Origin of the sequence: Nocardia donostiensis (genome assembly GCF_002081715.1) — a bacterium.
Taxonomy (GTDB): domain Bacteria; phylum Actinomycetota; class Actinomycetes; order Mycobacteriales; family Mycobacteriaceae; genus Nocardia; species Nocardia donostiensis.
This window is the reverse complement of record NZ_MUKP01000037.1, coordinates 1-13,494: the sequence shown is the minus strand read 5'-3', so window position 1 is coordinate 13,494 and position 13,494 is coordinate 1. Positions and strand designations below refer to the sequence as shown.

The 13,494-nt window shown below is 64.5% G+C and carries 11 protein-coding genes; 6 read left to right on the top strand and 5 right to left on the bottom strand.

Annotation, left to right across the window (positions count from 1 at the left end; all coding sequences use genetic code 11):
* Positions 1-17: 17 nt before the first annotated feature.
* Entirely contained in the window at positions 18-1,286 is a 1,269-nt protein-coding gene (locus B0T44_RS20355; RefSeq protein WP_217697559.1) for a sulfite oxidase, read from the bottom strand.
* Positions 1,287-1,517: 231 nt separating this feature from the next.
* On the opposite strand from B0T44_RS20355, the gene B0T44_RS20350 reads away from it, so the two are divergent.
* On the top strand, positions 1,518-2,447 hold the full coding sequence (locus B0T44_RS20350; RefSeq protein ID WP_077120946.1) for a pyridoxamine 5'-phosphate oxidase family protein: 930 nt from the start codon (positions 1,518-1,520) through the stop codon (positions 2,445-2,447).
* Between the two features lie 60 nt (positions 2,448-2,507).
* Positions 2,508-3,419 (top strand): NADP-dependent oxidoreductase, encoded by a 912-nt coding sequence (locus tag B0T44_RS20345; protein WP_077120947.1) that lies wholly within the window; start codon positions 2,508-2,510, stop codon positions 3,417-3,419.
* A gap of 87 nt (positions 3,420-3,506) precedes the next feature.
* Here the strand turns inward: B0T44_RS20345 and B0T44_RS20340 are convergent, their stop codons facing one another.
* Positions 3,507-4,595, bottom strand: coding sequence for an ADP-ribosylglycohydrolase family protein (locus B0T44_RS20340; protein WP_077120948.1), 1,089 nt, complete (start codon positions 4,593-4,595; stop codon positions 3,507-3,509).
* A gap of 169 nt (positions 4,596-4,764) precedes the next feature.
* On the bottom strand, positions 4,765-5,271 hold the full coding sequence (locus B0T44_RS20335) for a MerR family transcriptional regulator (RefSeq protein WP_245839123.1): 507 nt from the start codon (positions 5,269-5,271) through the stop codon (positions 4,765-4,767).
* On the opposite strand from B0T44_RS20335, the gene B0T44_RS20330 reads away from it, so the two are divergent.
* The 4 genes from B0T44_RS20330 (at position 5,270) to B0T44_RS20315 (ending at position 10,342) form a co-directional block, all read left to right on the top strand.
* Entirely contained in the window at positions 5,270-5,959 is a 690-nt protein-coding gene (locus B0T44_RS20330; protein WP_077120950.1) for a methyltransferase domain-containing protein, read from the top strand. The two genes, B0T44_RS20335 and B0T44_RS20330, sit on opposite strands and share 2 nt — an antisense overlap.
* A gap of 798 nt (positions 5,960-6,757) precedes the next feature.
* Positions 6,758-8,086, top strand: a complete 1,329-nt coding sequence (locus B0T44_RS20325; protein WP_077120952.1) for a family 1 glycosylhydrolase — start codon at positions 6,758-6,760, stop codon at positions 8,084-8,086.
* Positions 8,087-8,164: 78 nt separating this feature from the next.
* Positions 8,165-9,322 (top strand): AI-2E family transporter, encoded by a 1,158-nt coding sequence (locus tag B0T44_RS20320; protein ID WP_139347986.1) that lies wholly within the window; start codon positions 8,165-8,167, stop codon positions 9,320-9,322.
* A gap of 165 nt (positions 9,323-9,487) precedes the next feature.
* Complete coding sequence (locus B0T44_RS20315; RefSeq protein WP_077120954.1) at positions 9,488-10,342, top strand: MaoC/PaaZ C-terminal domain-containing protein; 855 nt, start codon at positions 9,488-9,490, stop codon at positions 10,340-10,342.
* Between the two features lie 9 nt (positions 10,343-10,351).
* Here the strand turns inward: B0T44_RS20315 and B0T44_RS20310 are convergent, their stop codons facing one another.
* Complete coding sequence (locus tag B0T44_RS20310) at positions 10,352-11,188, bottom strand: alpha/beta fold hydrolase (protein ID WP_081513574.1); 837 nt, start codon at positions 11,186-11,188, stop codon at positions 10,352-10,354.
* A gap of 5 nt (positions 11,189-11,193) precedes the next feature.
* On the bottom strand, positions 11,194-13,494 hold a 2,301-nt coding region (locus B0T44_RS20305; RefSeq protein ID WP_139795334.1), incomplete at its 5' end, for a type I polyketide synthase.

Below are 13,494 nucleotides of genomic sequence, written 5' to 3'. Positions count from 1 at the left end.
CAGCACCCCGGACGATCTCACCACACCCGGACCGGATGAGCGACGACAGCGTTATAGAGACAGCCATGATCGTTCCACGGCACCGTATCGGGCTGAACATTGCCCTGGGCATCAGTGGCACGAACGCGGAGCCCGTGCTCGCCTGGGGTAGCGAGCCAGTCGATCTCCCAACGTACCCACGCACCGGCAATATTCGGCTCGAGTAACCGGGCCTGCCGCCAGGCCGCGTCATCAGCCTGCACCGCGACGCGGACGACGCGGTCTGCGCCGGAGAACGCCCGCCCACGAATAGTGCGCGCACCGGAGGGGATCACGGCGGGCCAGTCGAGTTCGATAACACTCATGGGCGGCACCACAGTGATAGGCACTCCCTCAGCGGGCCCCACCCGCGGATAGCCGGGGCCGGCGAGAACATAGTCGCGGGTGTTCCAGTACGAGTGCAGTTCTTCCGCAGCTACCTGAATCCGCCCCACCCATTTGACGCTGGCCGTCCCAACCCAGCCGGACACCACGACCCGTGCAGGAAACCCGTGGTCACACGGAAGGACCTCCCCGTTCATCGCCAGCGCCACGATCGTATCGTCGGCCATCGCCTTGGCCAGGGGCATCGGCCGATCGAAACGAAGCTCATCGAGCCCTTCGGGCATAACATCACGGGCATACACAGTCGGGCCGGCACGCTCGAGCAGCTCCCGCAACCGGACCCCGGTCCATTCCGCGGTACTCAACGCCCCAGTACGCCACTGGGTCCCCTCCGCCTCACGCCCGAAGCGCTCAGCGAAAAACACACGCCCGTTGCCCGCACACTGAATCGCACGGACCACCGAGGTGAGCGGCATCTCCCACAACTGCTCATACGAGAACACCACAGGCCGACGTACACCGCTACCATCGACACGCAACTGCCACGTCCGGGCATCGATCACCGGTGTCGCGCCATGGTTGCGAACAAAGAAGCGATCAATCGGCGTCAGATAACCAGGATGATTGGACAGACGCGTCCCGTAGTTCAGCCCGTCACCGAAGTCCTCCATCAACTCCGGTGGTGTGGGCTTGACCACCGCACGCGCGCCGGCGCGACTCATGATGATCCACCTATCGACGTCAGCCTGGATCCGCTTACCCGTTCGACTGCCGTCGAAACCACTCAGCAGCACTCGCCGGCGACGCCGGTGCCAGGTGAGGCACACGTAGCTACGCGACGGCTTGCCAGCGTAGTGCCTACAAGTGTGGCACGGGCGCCGAATTCCCCAAACCGCTTGTAGCAGCAGGGTATTGACGTGCACTATCGCCGATTGCAGTAGGTGCAAAGCGAGTATCGACACCTCACCTCGGCATGCTCACGGTCAGCGCCGGTGAGCTGAGAGCCTTTTGGAAGGTGTGCCCGAACTCGCCCGCGCGTGCAGCCTCCGCATTCACGCGCAGAGCAGGAGTAACCTACATGCAGCCCTTGTCCTCGAGTGTGGTTGAGGTTATAGCGTTCCTGGCGATCCGTATGGCGACAGGGAAGCTTCTTCATGCACATCGACATAGATTTGTCCGACATTCTGGCCAAGGTCAAAGTCCTGGAGTTCAGCACCGTAACCAAGTCGGGTGGCATGAACACCCGCCCCATGTCGGGGACGTGGCTGCCCGAGCGCCAACGCATCGTCTTGACCACCCCCGCGGCGTACCCGCAGAAGGCGCTGAACGTCCGCCGCGATGGCAGGGTCGCGGTACTGTATTCGGACTTCACCGGCAGCGGCCTTCCCCCGGCGCGAGCCGTCTTGGTACAGGGCATCGCCGACGCGCCGGACGTAGTAGCAGCTCCACAAGACCTTCCGGACTACTGGCGCGGGCTGTTCCGGAAGAATCCGAACTTGGCCGCAGAGGTGGCCGACCCTCAGCACCGCGCCACGATGGACTGGTATTACTGGCGGCTGCCCATCTTGGTGGAGCCACAGCGGATAGATGTGCTGCAGCCCACTGCCGCCGGAGGCGCGTGGGAACCAACGGTCCCCGATGGAACCCCCATGTGGGTTCAGCTGACTGATGCGCTGACGCGGTACCCGAGCGCCGTCTTCACCGCACAGGACGAGGAGGGGTACCCATATTCGGCACGAGCGTACGTCAGCCAACCCAACACAGCACCCTCGCTCCACGTGCACACGGAACAACCTTTCCGGGGAGTGCGGGGTCCGGCGAACCTCTTGTGGCACCGACACGACGGACATTCCGGCGAGATGGCCGCTCTGCTCGTGGCGGGCATCGCAACCGGTGAGGGTCAAGATTGGACGTTCACCCCCGAGCGCATGCCCGGCCTTCTGCCGTCCGGGCGTCACGAGCCTGCCTCCTTCGAAGAATGGATCGAGGACGGAAGAAGACGTTCTGCGGCTTACATGGAGAAATCCGGGATCGCAGCACCAACGATCGATTGGGCGGAACTGGCCAGCTTTGGCCATCAGTAGCTCCGAGCCGCCCAGCAAGCCCTCCAGGCGCGGCACCCCAGAACGGAAGAAAGGCTATTCATGAAGGCAGCAGCAATTAATTCGTACGGCGGCCCCGAAGTCGTGCAACTGCTAGAGGTCGAGACCCCTCAGGCAGGTCCGGGGCAGATCAGAGTGCGAGTCAAGGCTGCAGGCATCCAGCCGTTCGACTGCGCCGTCCGGCGGGGCCTGACCCTACCCGGCCAGGACCCGTCCTTCCCGAGGAAGATCGGCAACGATTTCGCCGGGTTCGTCGACCAAGTCGGTCGAGGGGTCACCGGCTTCGCCGTCGGCGATGAGGTACTCGGCTGGGCGCTGCTGGCCAGCCACGCCGAGTACGTGGTGGTTCCGGTGGAGCAGGTCGCGACCAAGCCCTCACAGATGCCGTGGGAAGACGCCGGAGCATTCTCGGCCTCCGCCCAGACGGCGGACACCGCCATCGAGGAATTGAAGATCAGGGCCGACGACACCATCCTGATCCACGCGGCAGCAGGTGGTGTCGGTACCATGGCCGTCCAGGTCGCCGTGCTCCTCGGCGCCACTGTCATCGGCACCGCCAGCCCGCACAACCACGACTATCTCCGTTCGCTCGGCGCTCTTCCAGTCGCCTACGGCGACGGACTCGTCGAGCGAGTAAGAGAGTCGGCACCCAGCGGCATCACGGCAGCGCTCGACAGTATCGGGGGCGCAGCGCTCGACGTGTCGCTGGAACTCGTCGCGGACCGGGGACGGATCGGCACCCTCACCGACTTTCACCGGGCCGATGAGCTAGGGATCCTCGCCATCAGTACGCAGCGCTCCGCAGAGCGCCTCGCGAAGCTCACCGGCTGGTACGCCGAGAGGAAGCTCCGCGTCGAGATCTCGCGCGTCTTCCCGCTGGCGCGGGCGGCCGAGGCGCATCGTGAGATGGAGACCGGTCACGTACGCGGGAAAGTCGCGATCGTCGTCGACTGACTGCACCGCGATCACCTCGAGTGGATGCTGGGAGCCGGGCGAATCCCAGAGGACACGCAGCCGAACCCCCGAAGACGGGGCCGTGGTTCACCGATCCACAACCGAATCGAACGGATACCGGCGCTCGACCCGAGAACGCTCGCGGTAGAGGAAGTTCTGCACCAAATCGTCGGCAACCTGAACCAGCTCGTCACGACCCTCCACCACACCAGCCCAACGCATCGGCAACGCGGACAAGCCATGGACCGCGCCGATCAGGTTGCCCGCTACCGCGCCCGTGGAATCGGAATCACCAGAATGATTCACCGCCAACAGCAACGCCCCAGCGATATCACCGGTGCTGTCCGCACACAACGCGCAATACACAGCGACGGCAAGACATTCCTCCGCCACCCACCCCGCGCCCACCCGCTCGACCATTTCCGGCGAAGCGGATCCCTCATCGGCACAGGACACTGCAAGGCGCAGCGCAGCCACAGTCTCTGCACTTCCGGGCACCAACTCCAGTTGCGCAATAGTGTCGCGCAGCGCAGACCGCAGCTCGGTTCCGCTCGTCACCCGGTCGATCAACGCCGCGAACGCCCCCGCAGCCAGGTAACCGGTCGGATGCCCGTGAGTGAGTTGAGCACACCGTGCGGACAGGGTGAACGCCATCTCCGCCCCGAAACCGGCGAGACCGAACGGCGCAGACCGCATCACCGTGCCGCAGCCCTTCGAATCAGCATTCACCGGCCCCGGCTCCCCGAGCGGCTTCGGTTCCAGATACTGACGGGACTGCTGGTTGAGTCCACTCATACACGCATTGCCCGGCGCGCGCACCGCGTACAGAAACGGCAGACTCGCCAACCAACCGTCCGGCTGCGGACCCGGCCCTGGTTCCTGCTGGGTCGCCAGCCACCGCAGATAAGCCCGCCGCAGCACCGGCACCGGGTCCGTACCGAGCTGCCAACGTAACAACCCTTCCGCGGTGAACAAGGTCATCTGGGTGTCGTCGGTGATCTGCTGCGGCGCACCGGGCACCCGTCCCGGCAGAAAATCCGTCACCCCCGCCTCGCCGTAACTGCTCCGGATCTGCGGCAACGAATAGAACTCGATCGGCCAGCCCAACGCGTCCCCGATCGCCCCGCCCAGCATCGCGCCACGAACCCTGTCGAAGATCTTCTCGTAATCGCGCACAGACCAATCCTTCCAGTTCCGGTCGGTGCCAGCATTCCACCTACCTGGGCCGGTAGACTGCGCACCGGCGTTGGCAGCACCGGTACGCCTCGGCCCGCACTTCCCGCGGGAAACGATCCCGAACGGCTCGCCGACGCACATACCGAACGCGTACTGGGACAGCAGGCGGTCATGATCTGGGGGTGAGCCGAACGACGCCTTCACTATTCACGTCGGCGAGCTCGATTGTCTGCCCGGTGTTGCGACCATCCGAATCTGTCATGGAAGGTGGCTGTATTCGGTCAGCCAGCAGCTCTTGGAAATGCGGGCACGTCATGATGTCGTCGTGCGGGCATTCCAGGCCGCCTTCGAGCATGGAGAGAGCGGCCTGTGCCCGAGCGATCCGCACCAGCAGCTTCTCGCGGTGGCGGGCCATCACCTCATGGCGGGCCGGCGCGGACCGAGCGGTGAGCATCGTCCGGATGTCGGCGAGTCCGAAGCCCGCCTCCTTCGAAATCAGGATCGCCACCACCCGGCACAGGTCCGCGTCGGTATAGCGACGCCGATCACCCGCGCGGGCCGGTGTCAGCAGTCCTTCCGCCTCCCAGTGTCGCAACACGTGTGTCGGCAACCCGAACTGAGCCGCCACCTCGCCGATTGACTTCATGTCGGCATTAACTCGCACAATAACGGCCATGTCCACACTGCTTACCCTCCTCGACGCCTTCGACGACCTACCCCAGGCGCGCAAACTGCGAGAACTCACCTACCAAGGGCTGGGCGACGCCGTTGTCGACGTCGGCTGTGGGAGCGGGCGCGCCGTCGGCGAATTGGCCGCCCGCGGGGTGAAGGCAATCGGCGTCGACTCCAACCCCGCCATGATCGAGGCTGCCATCGAGCGCTGGCCTACGAGTGAGTTCCACGTCGGTGACGCCACCGCGCTGCCGCTCGCCGACAGCTCGGTCACCGGCTACCGCGCCGACAAGGTCCTGCACGCCCTCGCCGAGCCTGAGCAAGCCGTCGTCGAGGCCCGCCGGGTCCTCGCCAGAAACGGCCGCGCGGTGCTCGTCGGTCAGGACTGGGACACATTTGTGATCGACTCCGACGACCCCGAACTCACCCGCACGCTCGTCCACGCTCGCGCAGACGGTATGCCAAACCCGCGAGTCGCCCGCCGATACCGGAACCTCCTGCTGGACAACGGGTTCGCCAACGTCACCGTCGAGGTCCATACGATCGTGTGGACCGACGGCGCGTGCCTGCCGCTGCTCGCCAACATCGGAGGAGAAGGCGCCTGGCTCGACGACCAAACCGCCAGGGCACGCAACGACCAGCTGTTCGTCGCCCTCCCGATCTTCCTCGCCTCCGGGACCCGTGCGGAATGAGTACCAGCCCACCGTCGACGTATTCGGCGGCGCTGCCCAGGGTTCGTCGCGTGGAAGGTCACGCGCCACTGAGGATCAGCAAGCTGCCCATGTTGAGCTCGACCTCTCCGTACGACAGATCCTTCGACCGGCGCGTGAACCTCCGATCGATGAATTCCACTAGGAGCAACTGGCTTCCGACTTGATTCCACCTACGATAATCGAGCCAGCTGACGACGCTCAGAACGATTACTAACCCACCCGCTGCGACAGCGCTCAATGCGCCGGCAGTTCAGCAGCCGACTATCGCTTCCAACTCTACGAACTTCCGGCGAATTCACCATCCCCAATAACGAAACAGCCTGGCGCAACACGCTCCCCGAGCCGGGACGTAGCACAGTCCACCTCAGACACGGCGCCGACTCCGTGGTGAACAGCGGGAAAGTGGCATCTCCTCTCATCCTTGATGCCTGGGGTTCTGTTGGGCTGGTTGTGGGGAGGAAGATTTGAACATAGTTAGATGCGCATATCTACTTATCGCATTATTTTGGCTTGGATTAAGTAGAAGCACGGCGTTCTCCTACCAGGTCTTCGACCGGCTGGCGTACAACGGTGGCGGCCCGGCCTCGATTCCACTCGGTTCCGTGAGATGGAGCCGAGACCAGCCCTGCCCTCCCCCACTGTCTTCCCAGGCGACGGACTCGGCGGCAAGACGAAACCAGCCTCAGCGGCTGCCACCAGTTATTACGCTGTCGCGTGGACCACTCGGAAATCGTCGCTGCCCGGCCCCCTAAGGACCCGCATTCCGAAGGAGATTAGATGCACTCCCCCAGTCGTCGACGATTCCTCGCCACCGCGGCTGCCGCTACATCGGCTGTGCTGCTCGGCGGCGCGATACCCGCTGCCGCCGAGCCTGCGTCGTCTGCCGCGCTGCCGCCGCTGGGCAGCGGTTTCCGCTGGGGCGTCGCATCGTCGGGTTTCCAATCCGAGGGCCATGCCCCCGACAGCAACTGGACACGGTATATCGCGGCAGGCAAAACCGAGGACCCGTATCTCGACTCCGTCGATTTCTACACTCGTTTCCGCTCGGACATCTCCTTGGCAGCGGAGCTGGGGGTGCGGGTGTATCGGATCGGTGTCGAGTGGGCTCGGGTACAGCCACGTCCGGGCGAATGGGACGAAGTCGCGTTCGATTTCTACGATGACGTGATCTCCGCAATCAGGGCCGCGGGTATGCAACCGATGCTCACTCTCGACCATTGGGTGTATCCGGGCTGGGAAGTCGACCGGGGAGGCTGGCGTAACCCGGCTATGGTCGGCGACTGGCTGGCCAATGCAGTCCGGGTCGTGAACCGTTTCGCGCACTACGACCCGCTGTGGATCACGTTCAACGAACCGGCGGTCTACATCGCGAATGAGCTACGGCACGGCGGTATCGGTGTGGCCGACGTACCCGCGATGCAGGACCGGATAGCGCAGGCGCACAATGCGGTCTACGACCATATTCACCGCGCTCAGCCGGGGGCAATGGTCAGCAGCAACGTTGCTTACATCCCCGCGGTCGAGGACGTGGTGAACGCAGCGCTGATCGACCGGATCGGCGCGCGGCTCGACTTCATCGGCATCGACTACTACTACGGCGTCTCCCCCGAAAGCCTCATCAGCAACCCACCCGATTTCGGCGCGCTGTGGCGGATGCCGTTGCATGCCGAAGGCATCTACTACGCGCTGCGCCACTATGCGCGGCAGTTCCCCGGTAAACCGCTCTACATCGTGGAGAACGGGATGCCGACCGAGAACGGCAGGCCCCGCGCCGACGGCTACGGGCGGGCGGACCTGCTCCGGGACACGGTGTACTGGTTGCAGCGGGCGAAGGCCGATGGGATGAAGGTGATCGGGTACAACTATTGGAGCATTACCGACAACTATGAATGGGGCTCTTATACGCCACGGTTCGGTCTGTACAGCGTGGACGTGCTGACAGACCCATCGCTCACCCGTCGTCCCACCGACGCGGTTCACGCGTACTCGGCGATCACCGGAGCCGGTGGTGTGCCCGGCGACTATCGACCGACTCGCCTTCCGGTTCGCTGCTCGCTGGTGGACGGCCTGGGAAGTTGTCTCGAGCCGGTGGCGGTGCCGGGCTGAGCCGAAGCGCGGTTCGCTGCAGGTCTGTCGCGGGCTGCCCGAGTCCGTGCCCCGTGCAAGACTGGCGACGTGAACGGGGTGAACGAACCGGTAGGCAGTAACAGCAGCGAGTCGGGTGCGGATGCGGTCGTGCCCGACAGAGGGGACGTGATCGGCTCCGGAGTGCTGTGGCTCGCCAAGTGGGCGCTGTGTGTGGTCGCGATCGCGGCCGGTGCGTGGGTGCTGGGGAATCTAGCGGCGAAGCTGTGGGTGATCCTGCTACCGGTGCTGCTGGCGATCGTGGTGTCGACGGTGCTGTGGCCGCCGACGCGCGGGATGATTCGGCTCGGTTTGCGGCCGGCTGCTGCGGCGTCGCTGTCGGTGCTCGGGTTTCTGGGGGTGCTGGCCGGAGTGATCGCGTTGATCGTGCCGTCGGTGGTGGACCAGGTGCCCGATCTGGCGGACAAGTCGACCGCGGGTATCAATCAGGTACGGGACTGGTTGCAGGGCCCGCCGTTGCGGATCCGCGACGAACAGTTGGATTCGGCGGTCGATGCGATCGTGTCCCGGTTGCAGTCCAGTGCCGAACAGATCGCAAGCGGTGTGTTCACGGGGGTGACCACCGCTACCTCGGCGTTGATCACGGTATTCCTGGTGCTGGTCCTGACGTTCTTCTTCATCAAGGACGGGCCGCGGTTCCTGCCGTGGTTGCATCGTATGGTCGGCAGCCGGGGTGGACGACATGTCGAAGAGGTGCTGAAACGGGTCTGGATCGTCCTGGGTGGGTTCATTCGCACGCAGGCGCTGGTCAGTTTGATCGACGCGGTGCTGATCGGGCTGGGGCTGGTGATTCTGGGGGTGCCGCTGGCGCTGGTGCTGGCTGTGCTGACGTTCCTCGGCGGTTTCGTTCCGATGGTCGGTGCGTTCGTCGCAGGTGCGTTGGCCGTGCTGGTGGCTTTGGTGGGCAAGAGCTTCACCACGGCGCTGATCGTGCTGGGCATCATCATCGCGGTGCAGCAGTTGGAGGGCAATATCCTGCAGCCGGTGCTGCAGAGCCGGAGCATGAAGATGCACGCGGTGGTGGTGTTGTTGGCGGTGACCGGCGGTGGCGCGCTGTACGGGATCGTGGGTGCGTTCCTCGCGGTGCCGGTGGTGGCGGTTGTCGTGGTGGTGCTGCGGTACGTGGGTGAACAGATCGATGCTGCCACCGCGCCGGCGGCGCGGCCGGAGAGCGAGGTCGATCCGGCCGATCAGTGACTCGACCTGACGCGTAGCCGGTGAAGAACTGTGCGAATGGTCCCGTTATTGCGTCGTACTCCCCTGGCGAATCATCGACTACTGGACCGAGGCCAGGTCGACCTGTGGCCCGAAGCCCGGTGCCCGACTCCACGAAACCTGGGAACGATATGCAGGAGTTCATGTATGCCCATAGATCGACGAACCGCGGTCGGACTCGTGGTGCCGGAGCAGGACTTCTACTGGAATGAATCGGACACGGCCCGATACCGCTTCGCCATCGGCCAACCTGTGGCCCAGGAGGGGGTCCTGCCGACATTCGCCATGACAGCGCCCGGGGCCTTCGGTGTCGCATCCCCGGATTTCTACCGCCCTGAGCCGCCTGAGATCCGCTTCCCTGGCATCTGCTTGGACCTGAACACCCTGCTGCATCAGGAACAACAGCTGACCGTGCACGGGCCTATTCCGCAGGTGGGGTATGCCCGGTGCCGCAGCGAGGTCGTAGCAGTCGAGGACCACGGCACCGCGGCGATCCTGGTACAGCGCACTACATTGCTGAACGCCGAGGGGGATCCCCTGATTTCCGGGATCTCCCGCATCCATGCACGCGGCGAAGGCACCGGCGAAGGATCGAACCACACGCGACCTGCGCGAACACCGGCACCGGACCGTGCTCCGGACAGGGAGGTCATCACACCGACTCTGCGTTATCAGGCCCGGTGGTATCAACGCTGCGGTCGCGGAAATTCGATGCACGGCAATGTGCACACCGATGCTGCCTTCGCCCGGGACGCCGGTCTCCCCGATCCGATAATGCAGGGTGTGTGCACCTACGCGATGGTCTGCGCTGCCCTGGTCGACGCTGCACTCGACGCTGACATATCACGCATGCGGCGCTACATTGCCCGTTTCCGCGGGATCGTATTCCCTGGTGAAACGTTGCATACTCGAATCTGGAGTGAAGGCGACAGTCATGTTTTCGCCACATCTGTTCCAGAGCGTACGAACAAGCCGGTGCTGACCGGTGTACTGCACGGATGAACCAGCCGCTCAGCCGCCTTCCAGAAAAGTGCGAACCACTTCCGCTACCGCTTCGGCGTTTTCCATGTGCAGGTGGTGTCCGCCCGGCAATGTCACCTCGCGCAGCTTCGGCACACTGTTGATCCGCTCCGGGTAGTAGGATTCGACCAAGGCGGTTCGTTCGGCCCGGACCAGCAGGGCCGGGGCGGTGACATTACGGAGAAAGGCCAGCACCTGGTCCTCGCCGAGAGTCGGGGTCATCCCACGGTTGAGGCGGATATCGTGACGCCACGAATAGCCGTCGGTCACTTCGACGAGGTCTCGTTCCACCAGCATCTCGGCTGTTTCGAGCAGGATATCGGCCAGCTGCACGCGAGTTTTGACGGCATGTGTCCGGCTTCGATAGACCGGATGTCGGTCGCCACGCAGATACGTCTCCAGGTAGCGAGCGGTTCCGGCCACAACCTGTTCCGGGTCGGCGGACAACGGCCCGATGGCGTCGATGAGCACCAACTGGTCGACCTTGTCGGGGTGGATGCCGGCAACGAGCGAGGATACTGCACCACCGAGCGAGTGACCGATCAGCCGAAACCGTTCCCAGCCCTGGGTATGGGCCAACTCCAGCACACAAGCCGCGTAGTCGATGTAATGGCAGGTTGTCGAGGGAACGGGGTCCGACCAACCGTGGCCGGGCAGATCGATGGCGATCATGTCTACATCGCTGAGGTGCTGCCCTAGCGGGTCGAAGCTCGCACAGTTGTCCAGGATGCCGTGTAAACACAATGTAGGTAGTCCGCGACCACCCCGAGTTCGTTTCCCTCGTATCGTGATGCCCGCACGGGGCAGCGCAAACGACACTTCTTCCATGGTCGTCACTGTTTATCGAGCCTGTCCAGCACCATATCGGCCAGTTGGAGGACGCTCGGGCCCTTCATCAGCTCCATGATCGTGACCTTGGTGCCCAGTTCTCGTTCCACCCAGGCGCTGATCTCGACTGCGAGCAGCGAATCGAGATAATCCATCAGCGGCATGTTCTTGTCCAGCGAATCCAGTGGTATGCCGAGCACCGCGGCCAAGCGGCTTTCGAGCGCGGTGGCTACCAGCTCGCCGCGAGAAACTCCGGTACGGGTCGCCAACTGCTGGCGCAGCGATCCGCCGGTCCCGGCGACCACGGTGGCGGATGCCCGGTCGACCAGATGCTCATACCTGGGGTGGTCGTCCGCGGTGATGCCGTGATGGCCGAAGAATTCGGGCCAGTCCATCGGGAGGACGCCGACCTGCGGCACGCGGGTGGCCCACAGGGTGGTCAGCGCCCGGTACGCCGTCGCCGCGGTGAACCCGCGCATACCCGTCGCGGCCACGAAACGGCCGATCTCATCGTGCCGCGCCACGTACCCGGTGTCGGAGATCGCACCCCAGTTCACCGCGAGTGCGGCCCTGCCCCTGGATCGCCGGGCATGAGCCAACTGGTCCAGGAAGGCATTGGCCACGGCATAGTTCGCCTGTCCGCGGTTACCGATCATCGACGTCGCGGACGAGAAGAGCACGAACGCTTCCAGTGGCAGGTGTGCGGTCAGCACGTCCAGATGCCAAGCGCCGTAGGCTTTGGGTGCGAGCACTTTTCGGATACGTTCGGGATCCATATCGGCCAACAGGGCGTCATCGAGCACCATCGCGCAGTGCAGCACGCCACGCAGTGGGGGGAGCTCGGCTTCGATGCGCTCGAGCAATGCCGAAAGCTGCGGCCGCGAAGCGATATCCACTGACTCGGCCGACACCTGTACTCCACGCTGCCGCAGGGCCGCTACCCGTCCGGCCGTTTCGTCGTCGCGAACCCCGGATCGACCGACCAATACCAGAGATCGCACCCCGGATTCGGCCAACGACTCGGCCATGGCGAGCCCGAAACCGCCGAGACCGCCCGTGATGAGCCAGGTTCCGTCCATGGCAGGTGGTTGTGGCGAGCGCAGCGCCGCGATCTCGCGCTCGTTCATGGACAGCACAACCTTGCCGATATGCCGAGCGGAGGCCAGATACCGGAACGCCGCCTCGGTTTGCGAGGGGTGGAACAGCCGGTACGGCAGCGGGCGCAGTTCGCCGGACACGAAGCGGCCCATCAGGTCCTGGAACACTTTCTGTGTGGCTTCAGGCCGGTCTACCAGCAACTGCCTCAGATCGAAAGCGAAGTACGACAGGTTGCGCAGGAAGGGACGTAGCCCCAATTTCCGGTCCTGCAACAGATCACGCTTACCGAGCTCGACGAACCGCCCGTACGGAGCGAGGCAGGCGATACTGCGATCCGCCGCTTCCCCCACCAGGGAATTCAGTACGACGTCTACGCCGACGCCGTCGGTGAGAGTTCGTATGCGGTCGGCGAAATCCGCCGACCGTGAGTCGAATACATGCTGTACCCCCAGCGTGCGCAATAGCTCTCTCTTGGCTGGGCTACCTGCGGTGGCGAACACCTCCGCCCCGAGTAACCGGGCGATCTGCACGGCCGCCATGCCGGTACCGCCGGTGCCGGCATGGATGAGTACCCGCTCACCTGCGGTCAGTCGCGCCAACTCGTACAGGGCGTACCAGGCGGTGAGGAAGACGATCGGGACCGAACCCGCCTCCTCGAAGCCCAGGTTTCGAGGCTTCGCGACGACATTGGTGGCGGATAGGGTGAGATGGCTGGCCAGCGCTCCCTGCGTGGGGCAGACCGCCACGACCGCGTCGCCGACCCGGAAATCGACGACCCCCTCGCCGAGTCGGGTGACTATACCGGAGCATTCCGCGCCGAACCGATATTCGGTGGCCGACTCCAGGGGCGGCACCTGGCCGAGCGCCATCATCACGTCCAGGAAGTTGAGACCGGCGGCAACCACCTCGATCTCCACCTCCCCCGCGGCAGGTGGCCTCCGGGGTCCGGCCTGATAACGCAGCCCGTCCAGCGACCCCGGACCCGATATGCCCAGCACGAACCCGTGGTCGGACGGCAACTCCGCAGCGGGCACGGTCTCGGGCCGCGGTGGCCACGGCCGAAGCCGTCGTACGAAGCGTTCACCGGCGCGAATCAGTACTTCCCGTTCCTGGTCGTCGGCGAGTAATTCGGCCCATAGGGCGTCGACATCCGCGGATGAGGGGGATGCGTCGAGGTCGACGACCGTGTAGCACAGCTGTGGCGATTC

Excerpts from the sequence above, each read along its gene's own strand:
- B0T44_RS20350 (WP_077120946.1), top strand. The coding sequence starts at position 1,518 with ATGCACATCGACATAGATTTGTCCGACATTCTGGCCAAGGTCAAAGTC.
- B0T44_RS20310 (WP_081513574.1), bottom strand. The coding sequence starts at position 11,188 with ATGGAAGAAGTGTCGTTTGCGCTGCCCCGTGCGGGCATCACGATACGA.
- B0T44_RS20335 (WP_245839123.1), bottom strand. The coding sequence starts at position 5,271 with ATGGCCGTTATTGTGCGAGTTAATGCCGACATGAAGTCAATCGGCGAG.
- B0T44_RS20325 (WP_077120952.1), top strand. The coding sequence starts at position 6,758 with ATGCACTCCCCCAGTCGTCGACGATTCCTCGCCACCGCGGCTGCCGCT.
- B0T44_RS20315 (WP_077120954.1), top strand. The coding sequence starts at position 9,488 with ATGCCCATAGATCGACGAACCGCGGTCGGACTCGTGGTGCCGGAGCAG.
- B0T44_RS20330 (WP_077120950.1), top strand. The coding sequence starts at position 5,270 with ATGTCCACACTGCTTACCCTCCTCGACGCCTTCGACGACCTACCCCAG.
- B0T44_RS20345 (WP_077120947.1), top strand. The coding sequence starts at position 2,508 with ATGAAGGCAGCAGCAATTAATTCGTACGGCGGCCCCGAAGTCGTGCAA.